We start from the raw sequence: 16838 nt of genomic DNA on the forward strand, positions 1-16838 counted from the left end.
CTTGCCCTCCTTTCACTGAGAATCCGCCTGATGGCGGCGCAGCGGATCGAACCGGACTTCCGTCATCGACCAGTGCCGGCCGGTCTGCTCGCCTGCCCCATCGAAAAGCGCCCTGGATTCCATGTGCGCCACCCCGTCGATGGTCATGAACAGCAGCCGGCGCAGTGCCGCGTCGTCCCACGTCGCCGCTTCCGGATGTTCCTTCGCCATCAGCGCGAACCGGTCGATAGCCACCGCGGCGCTCGACGCGTGATAGCTCGTGATGGAACCCGAATGCCCCGTCGTCAGCAACTTCAGGAAGTCGTACGCCTCGCTGCCCCGAAGCTCGGCGAGCAGAACGCGGTCTGGCCGCATGCGCATCGTGCTGGCGATCAGGTCCGCAGGCGTCACGCGTGCCTGAGCGTGACCGCCCTTGCTATAGATCAGGTGAACGCAGTTCTCGACGTGACGGATGAAGAGTTCGCGCACATCCTCGATCGTCACGATGCGCTCGGTATCGGGGATGTACCGGCACAGCACCTTCATGAAACTCGTCTTGCCCGAACCCGTATTGCCCACAATTGCGAGGTTCAGCCGGCCGCGCACTGCCAGTTCGAAGAACGCCGGAAATTCGCAGGCTTCGAGGCACCTGACGAGCTCGCGATCGAGCTCACGCAACGCAGGCATCGCCTCATCGAGTCCGGCCGGACGGTGCCACGTTGTCCGGGCGAACAGGCCCTCGCTTTCGTACGCAGCGAGCGTCTTCTCGCGCGAGGACGGGCGGCGGATCGTCACCGACACGGTACGTGCAGGCACCACCGGCGGGATCACGATCTGGATGCGCGCATCGCCCGGCAACAGTGCGGAGAGCACCGGATGCAGCGCTGAGACTTCCTGGTTCGTGAGCGTGGCGATCGCGACCGCGAACGACATCAGACGCTCGAAGTCGAGCTCCGCGCAGTCATGCGCGTGCCATCCGAGATGCGTCTCCGTCAGCACACGATGCGGGCGGTTGATCACCAGCTCCGTGACGGCAGGGTCATCGAGCAGGCCCGCGAACGGCCGCATCAGCTCGCGCACCGACGCGTCCTCTGCCAGCCTCGGCAGCGGGGCATCCGCGAGGATCGTGGCTTCGCCCAGGGCGTGGACCGGGAAGTTCATCGCGTGCCCTCCGGCTCGAGCGCGTAGACCGGACTGAAGTCCAGGTCCCGCGCAACAACAATCGTGAACTCCGCCCCCTGGTTCTGCGAAAGCGTGGGCGGGATGTTGATCGTGCTGTCCAGCACGCGCGAGGCCATGTCATTGCCCTGCTGCTGCGTGTTTTCGAAGACGACCGAACCGTTGCTGTTGCCGCCGCGTGTTGCGAGATACCCGATCGCATCCTGCGTCATGCCGAGCAGCATGGCGGCGCCGATGCGCTCGCCCCAGTGGTTGTTCACGTACCCGCCCACGCCCATGCGTCCGAGCGCATCCGCGGCTGGCGAATCGATCTCGACCGTCACGCCGTCGGGCGTCCTGATTCGCGCCGACAGGATGAACACACGCTTCTGGCCGGGCGCGAGGTTCGAGCGGTATTCGCTGTTGATCTGCGAACCGCGTTCGACCAGCACGACATGGCCGTCATCCGAATACACGTTTTTCGTCACCGTGCAGCTCGAGATCCCGGCCTGGGTCGAATCGAAAGCGGTGTCGCCCGCGCAGTCGATCTTGGCGCCTTCTGCGAGAATGAGGCTGCGGTTGCCCAGAAACCGCGCGCGCACCATTGGCGCCGCGGTCGGCGTGAGCGCCTGGGCAAGCGGGCTGCTACCCTGTGACTGGCTGCCGGACACCACCGTCACGTTCGGCTGCAGGCCGCGAGTCGCTACGGAGACTGATGCAGCCGTATCAGGCTCGCCGCCGGAAGCACCGTTAGCGCCTGTCGCAAGCAGCGGCGCATCGTAGTAACTGCGAACCGGTGCGCTATGCACAGGCACCTGGCGCGGCGCTGCGGCAACGGCGACGGACGCAGCCGCACCGGCTGCCACGGCCGCGCTTGCCACACCCGTCGCCGATGACGCCGCAGTGGGCCCATCGCCGAACACGCGCCCCTGGGACGGCTGTTCCTGCACGGCATCACGCCTCGCCTTCTCGGCCGCTTCGTGCCGCTCAAGAAACCCGTGGATCGTCCAGACCGCCGCACCGACCACGGCCGCGACGACCAGCAGCGGCGCGAACCACCATGCCCGCGGCCGCCCTCCCTGCTGCCCCAGTTCCGGCATGCCGCGATCGGCGGGCTGTCTCCCTGGGTCACCGTTTGTCATTTCCGCAACCTTTGCGGGGTCGCCCTCGTCTGGACACCCGGGCGCAATCACATTGCGTGGCGATTGCTCATTCATGGCCACCGCTCCGCAGGACACGCTTGACACCCGTCGCCGTCGTGCCATTCACGGGTGGTACGCCGTCCACGTCGAACGCGTCGTTCCACAGGCCAACCACTTCGTCGCCAAGACGCAGCACGAAACGTCGGGCCACCTCGTGCACGACGATAACGTCATCTTCCATATGCCGGTCAACGACGCTCTCGCGGTCGCCATCGGCAACACGGAAGATCGCGGGGATACGCCGGTTGTTGGGAATGCGGATATAGGTAAAGCGCCCGTCATCCCACGCTGCGCTCGGCGCGATATCCTCCGAATGTGGCATCACCTGCATCGAGTAGGCGGTATTGCGCACCACCGGCGCCTGCGCGAGGCGCGCGCGCACAAGAGCAGCAGCATCGGCGGCTTTCGTCCTCGCTGCCTCTTCATCGGGATAGACGAACGTGATGCGATACATCTCGGCGTCGTTGCCGAAGCGGGCATTCAGCGGCAGCACCACGAGGTCGAAGCTGTAGCTGTGCCGGTCCGTGCGGATTTCGAGGTTCGTGTCGTGCGCGGCAAGCTCCGGCTTGAGATAGACATCGTGGTCGCCCCGGCTGGCGAGCACCTGCCATCCATCCCGGTCACCCGGGGCCACGACGAGAATGTGCTCGGTGGGATCGAGCGCGATGTGCGTGGCAAAGCCGCGCTGCGCGATGATCCGCACCACCTCGTCCTGCCGGTACACGACCTGTCGCACGCGCGAGTCGCCCGACCAGCCCGGTACGTCGTAGGCGCGCGCTGCGCTGCATACCGCTGCGAGCCCGACAGCCAGTGTGACAGTTCTCAGGCAGATGGCCGGTTTCATGGCGTACCTCCCCTGGCTGGCTGTTGCGCCGGAGAGGCAGCCGCAGGCGTGTATTCAGGATCGCGGCTGTATGCCGTCACCTTGAAGCCAAACGGATTCTCGATCGCCGTGCGCTCCCGCGCGAAGACGGTGGGCCGATACCTGAACGCCAGCGTGATGACGAAGCGCTGCGGCTGCGCGTCATCGATCCCGTTTTTCCACGTCCTCTGCTCAATATGCACGACGGCGTGCCCCGGCTCGTCCGGCACGAGTGTGGTCGAAACGATACGCACGCGACGCTGTGTGCCGGCTCCGAGCCGCCGGTCCAGCGCGTCCGGTCCGGCGTAGATCGCCCGGTAGTCCCGCGCAACCCGCTCGTCGCTCATGTCGAGCACGCGGTCATAGTCCATCTGCAGCAGACCCCAGTCGTAACGTTCGCGCGAGCGCACATACACTTCGATCCAGTGCTTGTCCTCGACCTCGCGCATCGGCACCTGCTTCGCGTCGAGCACGTCGATCACCTGTGCCTCACCGGTCAGACGATCGACCTCGATTGGCAACGGCACGACCCGGTAGAACGGGACCATCACGGCCAGCGCCACAGCGCACAGGATGGCCACCACCACGCAAGCTGCGGCCACGTACCATGCGCGGCGCTCCGAGCGCTCCTGCAGATGTGTGACCGACACCTCGAAATCGAGTGCCCGCCGATAATCGTCGTCACTGCTCATGAGCGCCTCCGACCGAGGGTGGCACGGGTGCAACACGGTTCACCGGAACACGGTGCGAGCCATCCGGCAGGACAGGTTTGGGTGGACTGTCCGAGCATCCATTAATCAGCATGACTAAATGCATGACTGCGATCACCACGAAAGCCCGGATCATGTCTATCTCCTCAGTTTCCGAACCCGGCAGGCGAGCTCAGTTGCCAAAGCTCGCAGGCACCATCTGGTCCTGCAGCCGTGCGGTATTGCCAGCGCGCTCAAGGACGAGCTCCTGCTGCTGTTCCACGATCAGCCGGTCCTCCGAATCGGCGAGCATTCTGAAGAGCTGCAGCTTCGTCATCTCGTTGCTGACCGCCGTGCTCTCGATCTGGATACGCGCCTGCAGCTCCGAGATGCCCTTCTGGTCCTGCGTCACATCGATCTGCTGCATCAAGCCCTGGATCTGGTCGAGCTCCTGGAGTTCAGTCTGGTACGCCTGGGTGCCAAACGCCTTGTCCTGGAACGGCTTGTTCAGGGCGCGCTGGCAGACCTGCTGGTCAATGCCACTCTGGTCCTCGCAGTTGTAGATTTCGCTCGCCGAGCGCAGTGTCTGTGCACTGCCCGAGAGACCCGCATATCCGCCGTTCTGGATTGCCGTATAGACGGACTGCCAGTTCGCTGGCAGCGAGTTCGACAGGACCGGATTGCTCATGAGCGAGCCGAATCCACGTGTCCCACTGAGCGACTGGTACAGCTGGAGCTCCTGCTGTACCTCCTGCTTCAGTTGCCCTACGGTGGCGATGGCCTGCACGACGTTCTGCGCGTCGTAGACCGGGATGCCCTGGGCGTGAGCCGACGACATCGCGAAGACGATCGATGCCACCGCTGTGAACCGCCGACCCGCTGATAGCTTCGCGTCAACGCTCAACGGCCAAAGCCCGAAGCGCAACGCCCAATGCCCAATGCCAGGAGGAAACCGTGCCAGATATCGTTGCGGGCAGACTCGACGACCTGCCACCCCATATTCGTCGTCGCCTCGGAACCTTCCGCCACCGAGTCTTCGTGCAGCGCCTGCACTGGGAAATACCTGGCGTGGCCCACGACGCCACGAGCGAGTGGGATAATTTCGATGGAACCCCTACGCTGCATCTGGTCGCATTCTCGCCAGACGGCGAGGTCTGTGGATGCGCCCGATTGATGCCCACCACAGGACCTTACCTGCTCCGTGACGTCTTCCCGGAACTCGCACGCCCGGGCGATACCCTGCCATCATCATCCTCAATATGGGAGATGTCGCGCTTTGCGGGATCCGGGCTGCCGGATCACCGCACCGGCTCGACCTCAGGCATGTCGTTGTTTCCCTTCGTCATCTCGCTCGCCCTCTCATGTGGCGCGACACGCGTGATCGGCGTCGTCTCGCACGCCGTTGCGCGCCTGTACCGCCGCTTCGGCCTCGAGCTGCACAATATCGGCACAGAAGCGTCCCGGGGCCGTGCCGACGTCGTTGCGTGTGCAATCGATCTGGATTCTGCTACGTTTCAGAAACTCCAGTGCGATCCTCACACACTGCAGAACTCAATCATCCGTTTCGGACAGTTCCCACTCCCCGCGGCTGGGGCCCCGGGTTTTCCAGATGCGCCTGAAACAGCGCGTGTGCGCCCTGCACACGTCACGAGCGAAGCGCCCGTCCCAGTTTGCGACAATGGCGCAGGGCGCACGCAAGGTTTAATCCAGATGACTGCATCCTCACATCAGCGCATCACTGCCGGCCGACTGTGATGCCGGTTGTCGGCCTCCTTCATCCAGTCCGGCCGGATCGCCGACGCATAGGCCTGGGAACTGCGTGAGGCCTCGCCATTCGGTTGTGAGCTCAGGCCCAGCCGCTCATCGATCGCGTGCGCAACGGTCGCTGACTTCGGAGGATGATCGTGATCGCAGTCTGCCCAGAACACGCACATCGCATCGAACAGCACTGACAGTATTGACGTCACATAGGGCAGTCGCACTGCGATGCCATGGTCCGACCGCCCGCTACCTGACTCGCCAGACGGCATACGGAACGCTTCGGCCGGCATCATCATCCGCAGGCAATCCAGTTCGCGCTGCAGGCGGTCCTCAATCCGGTAGTGCACGGTCGCCGAATGCGCAAGTGCCTTGCGCAGCTCGCCGAGCTGCCGGTCCCTGATCTCCATACATCGGGTCAGCCGACGGACTTCGGTTTCGGCACGCTGCAATCGCGGGTCTGGAGCCGCCAGGGGAGATGACGCCAGGGGAGCGCCCTTGCGGCCGCCCACCGTCGATGGATCGAGTTCTTTCATCATGTTCCCTGCCCCAATGTACGTGCGGGTGTCGATCCAGCCCCGTGTTTTCCCGCGATACTGCGACGCGTCAGGCGTCGGGTGACTCCCCCCGCAGTTCGCGCATGACGGCTCGCAGCGGCGACCTGTTTCGGAATCGGACCATGTCTCCTTTTTCGTTTTTCCCGGACAAACCATCAACTGCCAAATGACGTAGGTTCCTCCTGACGCCCCAGGATCACCTCATGTGTGAGACTTCACAACCACGTTACTTCTGGCCCCACGACGTCCGTGCCTGTAGTGGACACTAGTGTGACTTACATGACTTGCTACGCCTGGCTCAGGCTCATTGGCATATGTGCTGGCTTTCATTTTGACTATCTACGGGTCTCATGCTTCCGGGAACTCCGAAGTCGGCACTGCTTCGACATTTAAACTATATAGGACTACGATTTATATCCCGTGAAATGCGATCATTTCTTTTATGTTAACTGCGAGCCCGGTATGGGGACTGAGGGTCACCATTGCTCACCTGTTTCCCACGTGCCGCATGCGAGGCCAATGAAGGAGCCGCAAGCATGTAGACTGCGGCAACCAGAATCATCAAGCCTGGTGGAGCATTGTCCATCAACTACGCCCCAGATGCCCTCGGATCGTCGTCTCGATGGCGGCGCTTAGCGGCCGCCGGTTGGCAGTCAACGCTGCTGGACGCTGAAGTACGCGGCGATGTTCGCGATATCGCCGTCGCTCAACGGCTTGGCCATCGCATTCATGATCACCTTATGCCGTCCCTGGCCATCGCGGTAGGCCCTGAGTGCGATCTCCAGATATTCGCTGTGCTGTCCCGCCAGGTTCGGCACACCAGGAATTCCGGCCACGCCATTCGCGTTGTGACAAGCAAAACACACGGCAGCGCGCCGCTTTCCAGCATCGGCATCTGGCAACAGTTCCGTCGACTGCGCTTGCGCCACGCCATGCAAGTTCAGGATTACGAAAAGCCCGGCTCGGCCGAATGTTTTCATCTTTTTGTCCGCTTTAGTGCTCGCTTTAATGCACATTTCCCGCCTCAGTTAAAACTGTCGCATACAGAGATAACTAGCCCGTACGCAAAAAAAACCACGATCCAGACGCCCAGCACCGATACCGCACTTGTCGCGAGACGCGCGACGGACCGGTCCGCGTCATAGCGGCCCTAGGTGCGTCCGGCCCGGTAAAGCAGTGTCAGATAGAAACCGCCGACAAGGCCACCAATGCCCGCGAGCGTCAGGAAAAACAGTACGGTAGACGGCCAGTCGGGATTGACGTGGTAGGTGCGAATGTCATAGCCGAGCGGTCGCAGGTAACGAATGCGGACGATTTCCCGCCAGGACTAGACCGGCGCCTGCGCAGACGAGCATCACAGCGGCCGCAGCGCAGTCTTTGACTGCGCCGATTGCAGGGTGTTGCTCGGGGTGCAGGTGTTCGGCAAGTCGCTCGAGGGCGGTGTTGAACAGTTCGGCCGCCATGACCAGCGTGACCATCACCAGGCATAGCGCGCAAAGCACGAGCGGCGGCCGCAGCCAGGCCAGAACCACGGGTACCGCGGCGGCGACACCGGTCTGGCGGCGGAAGTTGCGCTCGGTTCGCGAGGTGGAGGCAACACCGGCCAGTCCATCGCCGACGCTTTGCACGAAAGTCCTTTTCGCCATGATTGACTCCGCTTCTCGGTCACGCTGCCCATTATCGGGCCTGCCGCCATCAGTAACTCCCAGCGAGTCACCACCTGTTCCCGCACCGAAGGAGGTTTCGCCGCAGCAGGACGTGACGCTTCCGCCCGAGGACGCTCTCCTCGGACATTGGATAAGCCAGCATCCGTGAACGCGGTTACGGAGACCAACTGCTCAGCGGGGACGTCCAGATCGTCGATGATCCCGAGACACCCGTTCTCTGCCTCCAGGTTCATATTCGCCAGTTCGTCCAGCCAATCCTCCGGCTCTGAGTATCTTTGCGACACAGGAGATCGTATAGACAAAACTCGGTGCTGCCATCGTGGAATTGGCGCTGGATTCTGCTCGCCTCCTCTAGCACGGATTGCCGGTTGCCGAGTAATGACTCCGCGTCCGCCATTGCCTCTATGCCGATCGCCGGCTTTTCCGACGCTTCAGTTTTGGCTGTCAGCCAGTTGGTCCACCAGCGCCGTCGCGCACAGCACGGCTGCGTTCGCAGCGTCCCTCGGGACCAGAGGCTTGCCGCTGGCCAACATGCCCTGAATAACGTTTCCCAAAATGTCCTTTGCGAGATCTGAGATCTCGTTGTCACGCTCACTCATGGTCCTTCCTCCTGCGGCTACCGGCCGCCGTGGGGGGCGCCCATGCACCGGTCGTTTTCCCCCTATTGGCTCAACCGAATGATCCCGACTTCAAATCGTTCTCGAAATCCGCAATCCAGGCGCTTCCGTGTCCGCCATCGTACAAAGCCACGGCCGACTTTCCACTCAGCGCCACGGTCACTTGCCGGGCAATCGGCCCCGCTCGGCCGCCGCTCGGATACTGATCCTCGTCGACCACTTCGAATTCGCTGACGGCGCGACCGTACCTCTGGCATACGAGCGCGAAATCGTCTTGCTCGTCCTGCGGGAACTGAGAAAGCAGGTGGCTCGCCATTGCTACCTCCGTCGTTTTCCGCGTCTGTCTTCTCAATTGCCACACTCAGGGCGCCATGCGTCCAGAATTGGCTACGAATTGCTGTTCGTATCCCAGATCGTTGGGGTAGGCATGCTTGCCGCCCGCGAGAAAGCCGAATACCGTCACCATATGGGCTGCGATGGCATCGTCCACGGACCAAAGGTCGGTCAGGTCGAATCCGCCACATGAGGCGGCAATCCACCAGGCAAGCAGGAAATCGGAGACATGTTGCGCCTGGTGCGTGTCGCCCAGCGCATGAGTGATCAGGCACTCAAGCGCCGCGCGCTCGTCGGGGGGTATCGGTTCGGGCTGCATCGTGTTCGCTCCAGTGTGGGACAGTTCGCGTTGCACCTATGCCTTGTTGCGACGCGTTCTTGGTGCTGCGCGCCCAGAGCGTCGGGCTTCCGCTCGACTACGCGCCTATGGTCATGGTCGTGATGATCGGTTTCTTTTCGGGGGCGGCCTACCCGGCGGGGGCTGTCACCGACTACATTCGTCCGCGCACCCTGCTCCTGATCGGAGTTGCTCTGCTCGTCGCCGCTGACATGGTGCTCGCGCCAGAAATTGCACCAAAGGTACGAATACCCCAAATTCAGGCTACCACAGGCAAGCCACTGGCACCTGAACAGTTGAGACGAATCGCGCCGACACACCTGGAGGGAATCAACCAGCGCGGGACGTTCAATTTCCCAGTGGCTCGGTACGCGCACCGAATCCTTCCGAGTCTCGACAGTGATCTGTGAGCTTCGACCGCCAGTCGCCGAGCCTGAGCTGAAGTCGAAAACTTAGATCGACAATGCAGACAGCGTCTGCAGTTTCGGTCTTTCATCACGACGTGCGGATCAAATCGCTGGACTGCTACCGCCATCCACGCAATTCGGAAACGCAGGGAGTAGTCAGTAGGCGTTTGATTTTAAACGAAATTTATACAGGGCCACAAGCCAGACGCACGCTAGGCATAGGTGCACCTAACCGGAAGCCTGTACGAGAATCAAGGGCACCCCTTGTAGAGCACTTCCGCGCCGGAAAGCCCGGGAAGATTTCCACGCCCAGCGCCTCGGCTTGCTGGCCCAGCCAGCGCGTGACGTTCGCGAGGCTGATCACGTAGTTGCCGTGATTCTTGTAGTTATCCGGCAGCGCCCAAGTGGGCACCGTCTTCGCACTATTTTCCGAAAGGAAAAGAAATTGATCTTCGGTAACGTGCACGTTCAGCGGCGCGCCCTGTTCCTTCCAGTCGGGAATGAGCTCGCCGATGGCGCGCGGATCCATGACCGCACCCGAGAGGATATGCGCCCCGATCTCCGAGCCGTTTTCCAACACGCATACGCCGATCTCAGCGCCTCTTTCTGCTGCCAGTTGCTTCAGATGGATCGCCGCGGACAGGCCTGCCGGGCCGCCACCCAGGATCATGTCGTACTCCATCGATTCGCGCTGGGCCGTATATTCATTTACGGCGACGGTCGAGATGCTCACGAAACCGGTTCTCCATTCTTTCAAAAACTAGATATGCCTCGCCGCCTTGAGCGGCCCGTGCATAACTCACGCAACATGCAGTGGTTGTACGGCGGGCATATGCCCATTCATCACAGGGTGCCTGCAGGTGGGTGGGAATACACACCATGAGCCATCTTCATGACGAAAGAAGACGATCGACAACGCGCCGGAAGCCCGTGCGATCTCCACCCGGACACAGCGCCATGGATTCAGGCTCGAACGGCAGAACCGCGTCACCTGTGTGCGGCTGGCCGCATCCACGCCGAGCCACTTTTCCACCTGAACCCGCAACGACCTTTCACTGGTGCTCATCGTGTGCTCCCGTTCATCAAGAATCCGCCACGTATCAGGACCGCAAGCCGGGCTCGTTCACGAGCTCGGGCACCAGCGAAAACAGATCGCCGACGAGACCATAATCGGCTACGCCGAAAATTGGCGCTTCCTCGTCCTTGTTGATCGCGACGATGACTTTGGAATCCTTCATACCCGCCAGATGTTGAATCGCGCCCGAGATACCCACCGCGATGTAGAGCTGCGGCGCGACGATCTTGCCGGTTTGGCCGACCTGATAATCGTTCGGGACATAGCCTGCGTCCACGGCTGCACGCGAGGCGCCCAGCGCCGCGTTGAGCTTGTTCGCCAGCGGCTCGAGCACCTTCGTGTAGTTCTCGCTGCTGCCCAGACCGCGGCCACCCGAGACAATGATCGACGCGCTCGTGAGTTCCGGACGATCGAGCTTCGTCACCTCGCGGCTCACGAACTGCGAAAGACCGCTGTCCGCCGCCGCATCGATTGTCTCGAGCGCCGCGCTGCCGCCTTGCGCCACCACGGCATCGAAACCGGTGGTGCGAACCGTGATGACCTTGATCCAATCCGACGATTGAACCGTCGCAATCGCGTTGCCCGCGTAGATTGGGCGTTCGAACGTATCGAGGCTCACGACCGCCGTGATGTCGCTGATTTGCGCGACGTCGAGCTTCGCGGCAATGCGTGGCATAACATTCTTGCCCGCTGCCGTCGAGGCCGCAAAGATGTGCGAATAATGATTCGCAATGCCAATAACGGTCGCCTCGATGTTCTCGGCAAGACCTGCTTCGAGTTGCGGCGCATCGGCCAGCAGCACCTTTGAAACGCCGGCGATGTTTGCCGCGGCATCCGCCGCCGCTCGAGCGTTGTGGCCCGCAATCAGCACATGAACGTCGCCGCCGATTTTCATCGCCGCCGCCACCGTGTTCAACGTTGCGGCCTTGACGGACGCGTTGTCGTGTTCAGCAATTACCAGAATCGTCATTTTCCATCGCTCCCCTGACCTCTACAGCACCTTGGCTTCGGTCTTCAGCTTCTCGACCAGGGTCTTCACGTCCGGCACCTTCGCGCCTGCCGAGCGCTTCGGCGGCTCGGCAACCTTCAGCGTCTTCAGACGCGGCGCGACGTCCACGCCAAGGTCCTCGGGCTTGACCGTGTCCAGCGGCTTCTTCCTCGCCTTCATGATGTTGGGCAGCGTCACGTAGCGCGGCTCGTTCAGGCGCAAGTCGGTCGTAACCACGGCGGGCAACTTCAGCGAAAGCGTTTCCGCGCCGCCATCGACTTCGCGCGCGACCGTGGCCTTGCCGTCGGCCACGACCACTTTTGAAGCGAACGTCGCCTGCGGCAGGCCCGCCAACGCGGCAAGCATCTGTCCGCACTGATTCGAATCGTCGTCGATGGCCTGCTTACCGAGGATCACAAGCTGTGGCTGCTCCTTGTCGACAAGGGCTTTCAAAAGTTTGGCCACTGCGAGTGGCTGCAGGTCTTCGTTCGACTCGATGAGGATCGCGCGATCCGCGCCGATCGCCAGCGCCGTGCGCAGCGTTTCCTGCGCTTGCGCGACACCCGCGGACACGGCGATCACTTCCGTCGCCACGCCCGCTTCCTTCAGACGCACCGCCTCTTCCACGGCGATTTCGTCGAACGGGTTCATCGACATTTTCACGTTGGCGATATCGACGCCCGACCCATCGGATTTCACGCCGACCTTCACGTTCGAATCGACGACTCTCTTCACACCCACCAATACCTTCACAATCCTCTCCTTGACTGATATGGCCGCTTGCGGCCGATCATCGCGTGCCGCAGTCGATGTCGACGGTGAGCGCGTTCATGTACGCGCTCTCGACGAGATGCCGCACGAGCGCGCCGAACTCGCCCGCGTGACCAATGCGCCGCGGGAACAACATCTTCTCGATCAAGCCGTCGGACACCTTGGCCGGCATGCCTGCCGACATTCCCGTCTCGAACAACCCCGGCGCGATCGACAGCACGCGAATGCCGTACTCCACGAGATCGCGCGCGACCGGAATGGTCATGCCGATCACGCTCGCCTTGGTCTCGCCTACGCCAAAACTTACGCCATGTGACCTCTTAATTGGGGCATCTTCTGACCGATGCCGGGTTCTCATTGCGGCCGCTCAGGCCCGTCCCATAAGGGATGGATCAATGTGCGATGTATGGCTACCGCGGGATCTACCCTCACGGAACGTCAGAACACAACGGATTCGGTGCGCAAAGAACAATGATCCAATGCCCCGGCGTTTTCCCTTGGTAACCCGGCGGGGACGTCGCGAATGTGCAACCCTCATTGCACCGCGACCGTCAGGAGATTAGCTGCCGGATAAGAATCCCCATCGAATGCTGGAGCAGCCTCCTGAATGCGACAGAAAATCCGGGAGCTTCGTAGGGCCAATAAAGGGGGTCTACGTTTCCTCCATACCGCCGCTAAATTCCAAAGCCACCGGCCACGGCGATTTCCGCCCCGGTCACGTAACTCGACGCGCTGCTCGCCAGGAAGAGCACGACTCGTCCGACTTCTTCCGGCGTCCCAAGCCGCCCCAACGGGATCATGGCCTTGAACCCTTCCATTGCCTCGGCACTATTCGCGGCAATCATGGGCGTGTCGATCCCGCCTGGATGAACGGAGTTGACGCGAATTCCGTAACGCGCGAGATCAAGCGCTGCGGACTTGGTCATGCCCCGCACCGCCCATTTCGTCGCCGAGTAGGCAAAGACGCCTGGCACTCCGCCGAGTGCCGCTTGGGATGAAATGTTGACAATGGAGCCACCGCCCACGGCGGCCATAGGTTCAATGACCGCTTTCATCCCGAGGAACACACCGAGTTGATTGACGCGATAGTGATAGTCCAGCAACGCCGCGCCGGTATCCTGCAATGAAGCGGGCTTGTACACTCCGGCGTTGTTGACCAGCACGTCGATCCTTCCGTATCGCTCCATCGCTGCGTCAATGACATGCTGCCATGCCATTGCATCGGCAACGTCGTGCCGGAGGAATATCGCCTGAGCGCCGATCTCCTCGGCCAACGCCTCGCCACCGGGCGCGATATCCGTCAGCACGAGTCGAGCGCCTTGCTCGGCGAAAAGGCGTGCTTCCATTGCGCCTTGTCCTTGAGCGGACCCCGTGATGATCGCGACTTTCCCTTCCAGTTGTCCCATGGTTCCCTTCCATCTCTCATGATTAGCTCAATTCGTTGCATGGGCGTACGGCCCCATCGCGCTCATTCGACCGCCTTCACCATGTCCTCGACAATCTTCTTCGCATCGCCGAATACCATCATCGTCTTGTCGAGATAGAACAATTCGTTGTCGAGTCCCGCATAACCCGCGGCCATCGAGCGTTTGTTGACGATGACCGTGCGCGCCTTGTACGCATCGAGAATAGGCATGCCATAGATCGGACTGCCTTTCTGCAATGCAACCGGATTCACCACGTCATTCGCACCGAGGACGATCGCGACATCGGCCTGAGCAAATTCGCCGTTGATGTCCTCCATCTCGAACACCTGGTCGTACGGCACTTCCGCCTCGGCAAGTAGCACGTTCATGTGCCCTGGCATGCGTCCGGCGACCGGATGGATGGCATATTTCACGGTCACGCCCTTGTGCTTCAGCTTCTGCGCCAGTTCGTTGATCGCATGCTGCGCCCGGGCGACGGCGAGGCCGTAACCCGGCACGATAATCACGGTTTCCGCGTTGGACAGCATGTAGGCGGCGTCGTCCGCGCTGCCGCTCTTGACCGGCCGCTGCTCGACCGTGCCGCTGCCGGCCGCGTTCGCCTCGCCGCCGAACCCGCCCAGAATGACGTTGAAGAACGATCGGTTCATCGCCTTGCACATGATGTAAGACAGGATGGCGCCCGAGCTTCCTACCAGCGATCCGGCCACGATCAACATAGGATTGCCGAGCGAAAAGCCGATTCCCGAAGCCGCCCAGCCGGAATAGCTGTTCAACATCGACACCACCACGGGCATGTCCGCACCCCCGATCGGAATAATGATCAGCACACCCAGTGCGAACGCGAGCGCCAGCATCGAGAGAAAGGCGGTCCAGCTCCCAGTCGCGACAAAGCCGATCCCCAGCGCAAGGGTCGCGAGCGCCAGCGCGAGATTCAGCGCGTGCTGCCCCGTAAACTGCACCGGCGCGCCCTGGAACACGCGCAGCTTGTATTTGCCGCTGAGCTTGCCGAATGCGATGACCGACCCGCTGAAAGTAATCGCGCCGATGGCCGCGCCGAAGAAAAGCTCCAGCCGGTTGCCATAGGGAATCGGCGAATGCGCGACGCCGTCCACCGACGCCGCGCTGGCCAGCACCGCCGGGTCCGGCGCCGGCGTGATGCCGAGCGCCCACGGCTCCGCGACCGCGGCCACGGCGATCAGGACAGCGGCGAGGCCGATCATGCTATGCATGAAGGCGACGAGCTCCGGCATCCGGGTCATTTCCACACGCTGCGCCATCAGGGCGCCCGCCGAGCCACCCGCCAGCAACCCGATCAGCACGAAGCCGAGCCCCGCTGGAGACGACGCGAGCTGCGCGATCAGCGCGGCGGTCGTCAGCATCGCGATGGCCATGCCCGTCATGCCGAAGATATTTCCGCGCGCCGCCGTGGTCGGATGGGACAGGCCTTTCAAGGCCTGGATGAAGCACACGCTCGCCAGCAAATACAGTAGTGTTGCGACATTCATGCTCATAATGGTCACGCCCCCGCCGTTGCGCTGGTCTTGCGTTCTTTCTTCCGGAACATTTCGAGCATCCGGCGCGTGACGAGGAAGCCGCCGAACACATTGACCGCGGCCAGCGCGACGGCCAGCACGCCGGCCACCCGGCCGAGCGCACCAGTCGTAAGCCCTGCCGCTAGCATCGCGCCCACGATCACAATCGCCGATATGGCGTTGGTCACGGCCATCAATGGCGTATGCAGCGCGGGCGTCACGTTCCAGACGACGTGATAGCCGACGTAAATGGCGAGCATGAAAATGATCAGATTCGTGATGATGTGGCTAACGGGTTCCATAGCAACTCTCAGTCGGTAGTGGAGGGTTCCGCTGCCTGCCGGCTGGGCGCAGCGGATTGGGCGCGCACGACCTGCCCGTTGCGCGTCACGAGGCAGGCGGCGACGATATCGTCTTCCAGATCGATGCTCACGCCGCCCTCTTTCGGGAGCACGAGCTTCAGGAAATCGAGCACGTTGCGTGCGTACAGATTGCTGGCGTCCGCCGCCACGAGCGCGGGCAAATTGGTGTCGCCGACGATGGTCACACCATGCTTGACCACCGTGGCATCCGGCTCGGTCAACGGGCAATTTCCGCCTTGCGCGGCGGCGAGGTCGACAATGACGGAGCCGGGTTTCATCGACTGCACCATCGCCTCGGTCACCAGCACCGGCGCCGTGCGTCCGGGAATCAGCGCGGTCGTGATGACGATATCGGCCGCCGCGACACGCCGCGCAACCTCGACCTGCTGGCGTTCGACCCATGAAGCCGGCATCGGCCGCGCATAGCCGCCCACACCTTGCGCCGCATCCCGCTCTTCCTCGGTTTCGTAGGGTACGTCGATGAATTTCGCCCCCAGCGACTCGACCTGCTCCTTGACGCTCGGGCGCACGTCGCTGGCCTCGATGACGGCGCCCAGACGCCTGGCCGTCGCGATCGCCTGCAAACCGGCCACGCCCACGCCGAGTATCACCACGCGCGCCGCCTTCACGGTGCCGGCGGCGGTCATCAGCATCGGAAAGAGGCGCCGATAGCGGTCCGCGGCGATCATCACGGCCTTGTAGCCGGCGATATTCGCCTGACTGGAGAGCACGTCGAGGCTCTGTGCGCGCGTGGTGCGCGGCGCGGCTTCCAGTGCGAACGCGGTCAGGCCGGCCTCGGCCAGCCGCGCGAGCCCCGCTGCGTCGAACGGATTGAGCATGCCGACAAGCACGGCGCCCCTGCGCAATCCCGCCAGTTCGCTCTCCTGCGGAGACCTGACCTTCAGCACGAGGTCGCAGCCGAGTGCGTTCTCCTGCGCCACGATCTGTGCACCGGCGGCGAGATACGCTTCGTCGGTTATGAAGGCCGCGAGCCCGGCCCCGGACGCCACGCGCACCGTATGCCCCTGCTCCTTGAGCTTCCTCGCGGTCTCCGGCGTCGCGGCTACGCGCGTTTCGCCCGATGTGGTTTCGACCGGCACCCCTATCAGCATGACTC

General features: G+C 62.4%; 21 protein-coding genes and 1 pseudogene. 2 read left to right on the top strand and 20 right to left on the bottom strand.

Going from position 1 to position 16838, the window contains the following annotated elements:
- Positions 1 to 12: 12 nt before the first annotated feature.
- From virB11 to virB5, 5 genes are all read right to left on the bottom strand, one after another.
- Complete coding sequence (virB11, locus tag AB4Y44_RS20120; RefSeq protein WP_368700664.1) at positions 13 to 1140, bottom strand: P-type DNA transfer ATPase VirB11; 1128 nt, start codon at positions 1138 to 1140, stop codon at positions 13 to 15.
- Complete coding sequence (gene virB10 / locus AB4Y44_RS20125; protein WP_368700665.1) at positions 1137 to 2354, bottom strand: type IV secretion system protein VirB10; 1218 nt, start codon at positions 2352 to 2354, stop codon at positions 1137 to 1139. The genes virB11 and virB10 overlap by 4 nt, the downstream gene beginning before the upstream one ends.
- Positions 2347 to 3183 carry a TrbG/VirB9 family P-type conjugative transfer protein gene (locus tag AB4Y44_RS20130; protein WP_368700666.1) on the bottom strand — a complete coding sequence of 279 codons (837 nt, stop codon included), beginning with the start codon at positions 3181 to 3183 and terminating at the stop codon, positions 2347 to 2349. Before AB4Y44_RS20130 ends, virB10 begins: the two co-directional genes overlap by 8 nt.
- The gene (locus AB4Y44_RS20135) at positions 3180 to 3893 is read right to left on the bottom strand and encodes a virB8 family protein (RefSeq protein WP_368700667.1); all 714 of its coding nucleotides are present in this window, start codon (positions 3891 to 3893) and stop codon (positions 3180 to 3182) included. The genes AB4Y44_RS20130 and AB4Y44_RS20135 overlap by 4 nt, the downstream gene beginning before the upstream one ends.
- 190 nt (positions 3894 to 4083) lie before the next feature.
- Positions 4084 to 4749, bottom strand: a complete 666-nt coding sequence (virB5, locus tag AB4Y44_RS20140) for a P-type DNA transfer protein VirB5 (RefSeq protein ID WP_368700668.1) — start codon at positions 4747 to 4749, stop codon at positions 4084 to 4086.
- A 95-nt stretch (positions 4750 to 4844) separates the two neighbouring features.
- On the opposite strand from virB5, the gene AB4Y44_RS20145 reads away from it, so the two are divergent.
- Positions 4845 to 5645, top strand: coding sequence for an acyl-homoserine-lactone synthase (locus tag AB4Y44_RS20145; protein WP_368700669.1), 801 nt, complete (start codon positions 4845 to 4847; stop codon positions 5643 to 5645).
- Here the strand turns inward: AB4Y44_RS20145 and AB4Y44_RS20150 are convergent.
- The 6 genes from AB4Y44_RS20150 to AB4Y44_RS20175 all read right to left on the bottom strand — a co-directional run bounded on the left by AB4Y44_RS20150 (position 5618) and on the right by AB4Y44_RS20175 (position 9141).
- Positions 5618 to 6187 carry a hypothetical protein gene (locus AB4Y44_RS20150; RefSeq protein ID WP_368700670.1) on the bottom strand — a complete coding sequence of 190 codons (570 nt, stop codon included), beginning with the start codon at positions 6185 to 6187 and terminating at the stop codon, positions 5618 to 5620. The two genes, AB4Y44_RS20145 and AB4Y44_RS20150, sit on opposite strands and share 28 nt — an antisense overlap.
- A gap of 671 nt (positions 6188 to 6858) precedes the next feature.
- Positions 6859 to 7185 carry a cytochrome c gene (locus tag AB4Y44_RS20155; protein ID WP_368700671.1) on the bottom strand — a complete coding sequence of 109 codons (327 nt, stop codon included), beginning with the start codon at positions 7183 to 7185 and terminating at the stop codon, positions 6859 to 6861.
- A gap of 297 nt (positions 7186 to 7482) precedes the next feature.
- Positions 7483 to 7851: a diacylglycerol kinase gene (locus AB4Y44_RS20160; RefSeq protein ID WP_368700672.1), complete on the bottom strand. Its 369-nt coding sequence runs from the start codon at positions 7849 to 7851 to the stop codon at positions 7483 to 7485.
- A gap of 452 nt (positions 7852 to 8303) precedes the next feature.
- Entirely contained in the window at positions 8304 to 8471 is a 168-nt protein-coding gene (locus tag AB4Y44_RS20165; protein ID WP_368700673.1) for a hypothetical protein, read from the bottom strand.
- A gap of 70 nt (positions 8472 to 8541) precedes the next feature.
- On the bottom strand, positions 8542 to 8805 hold the full coding sequence (locus AB4Y44_RS20170; protein WP_368700674.1) for a hypothetical protein: 264 nt from the start codon (positions 8803 to 8805) through the stop codon (positions 8542 to 8544).
- Between the two features lie 45 nt (positions 8806 to 8850).
- Positions 8851 to 9141 carry a hypothetical protein gene (locus tag AB4Y44_RS20175; RefSeq protein ID WP_368700675.1) on the bottom strand — a complete coding sequence of 97 codons (291 nt, stop codon included), beginning with the start codon at positions 9139 to 9141 and terminating at the stop codon, positions 8851 to 8853.
- Between the two features lie 59 nt (positions 9142 to 9200).
- Between AB4Y44_RS20175 and AB4Y44_RS20180 the strand changes: the two genes are divergently transcribed.
- Positions 9201 to 9569: a hypothetical protein gene (locus tag AB4Y44_RS20180; RefSeq protein ID WP_368700716.1), complete on the top strand. Its 369-nt coding sequence runs from the start codon at positions 9201 to 9203 to the stop codon at positions 9567 to 9569.
- A gap of 271 nt (positions 9570 to 9840) precedes the next feature.
- Here the strand turns inward: AB4Y44_RS20180 and AB4Y44_RS20185 are convergent.
- The 9 genes and pseudogenes from AB4Y44_RS20185 to AB4Y44_RS20225 all read right to left on the bottom strand — a co-directional run.
- A pseudogene (locus AB4Y44_RS20185) lies at positions 9841 to 10248 on the bottom strand (NAD(P)/FAD-dependent oxidoreductase); the annotation flags it as partial.
- A gap of 117 nt (positions 10249 to 10365) precedes the next feature.
- Positions 10366 to 10632 carry a hypothetical protein gene (locus AB4Y44_RS20190; RefSeq protein ID WP_368700676.1) on the bottom strand — a complete coding sequence of 89 codons (267 nt, stop codon included), beginning with the start codon at positions 10630 to 10632 and terminating at the stop codon, positions 10366 to 10368.
- Between the two features lie 34 nt (positions 10633 to 10666).
- Positions 10667 to 11611 carry an electron transfer flavoprotein subunit alpha/FixB family protein gene (locus AB4Y44_RS20195; protein ID WP_368700677.1) on the bottom strand — a complete coding sequence of 315 codons (945 nt, stop codon included), beginning with the start codon at positions 11609 to 11611 and terminating at the stop codon, positions 10667 to 10669.
- Positions 11612 to 11632: 21 nt separating this feature from the next.
- Positions 11633 to 12382 carry an electron transfer flavoprotein subunit beta/FixA family protein gene (locus AB4Y44_RS20200; protein ID WP_368700678.1) on the bottom strand — a complete coding sequence of 250 codons (750 nt, stop codon included), beginning with the start codon at positions 12380 to 12382 and terminating at the stop codon, positions 11633 to 11635.
- Positions 12383 to 12419: 37 nt separating this feature from the next.
- The gene (locus tag AB4Y44_RS20205; protein WP_368700679.1) at positions 12420 to 12758 is read right to left on the bottom strand and encodes an SDR family oxidoreductase; all 339 of its coding nucleotides are present in this window, start codon (positions 12756 to 12758) and stop codon (positions 12420 to 12422) included.
- A gap of 316 nt (positions 12759 to 13074) precedes the next feature.
- A complete protein-coding gene (locus tag AB4Y44_RS20210) occupies positions 13075 to 13806 on the bottom strand; it encodes an SDR family NAD(P)-dependent oxidoreductase (protein WP_368700680.1) in 732 nt (243 codons plus the stop codon).
- Between the two features lie 62 nt (positions 13807 to 13868).
- Positions 13869 to 15338, bottom strand: a complete 1470-nt coding sequence (locus tag AB4Y44_RS20215) for an NAD(P)(+) transhydrogenase (Re/Si-specific) subunit beta (protein WP_368700713.1) — start codon at positions 15336 to 15338, stop codon at positions 13869 to 13871.
- Positions 15339 to 15343: 5 nt separating this feature from the next.
- The gene (locus AB4Y44_RS20220) at positions 15344 to 15661 is read right to left on the bottom strand and encodes a proton-translocating transhydrogenase family protein (RefSeq protein ID WP_368700681.1); all 318 of its coding nucleotides are present in this window, start codon (positions 15659 to 15661) and stop codon (positions 15344 to 15346) included.
- A gap of 8 nt (positions 15662 to 15669) precedes the next feature.
- Positions 15670 to 16833 carry a Re/Si-specific NAD(P)(+) transhydrogenase subunit alpha gene (locus tag AB4Y44_RS20225; protein WP_368700682.1) on the bottom strand — a complete coding sequence of 388 codons (1164 nt, stop codon included), beginning with the start codon at positions 16831 to 16833 and terminating at the stop codon, positions 15670 to 15672.
- Between the last annotated feature and the right edge of the window lie 5 nt (positions 16834 to 16838).

The sequence above is a fragment of the Paraburkholderia sp. BR10937 genome, from assembly GCF_040965695.1.
In the GTDB taxonomy this organism is placed as follows: Bacteria; Pseudomonadota; Gammaproteobacteria; order Burkholderiales; family Burkholderiaceae; genus Paraburkholderia.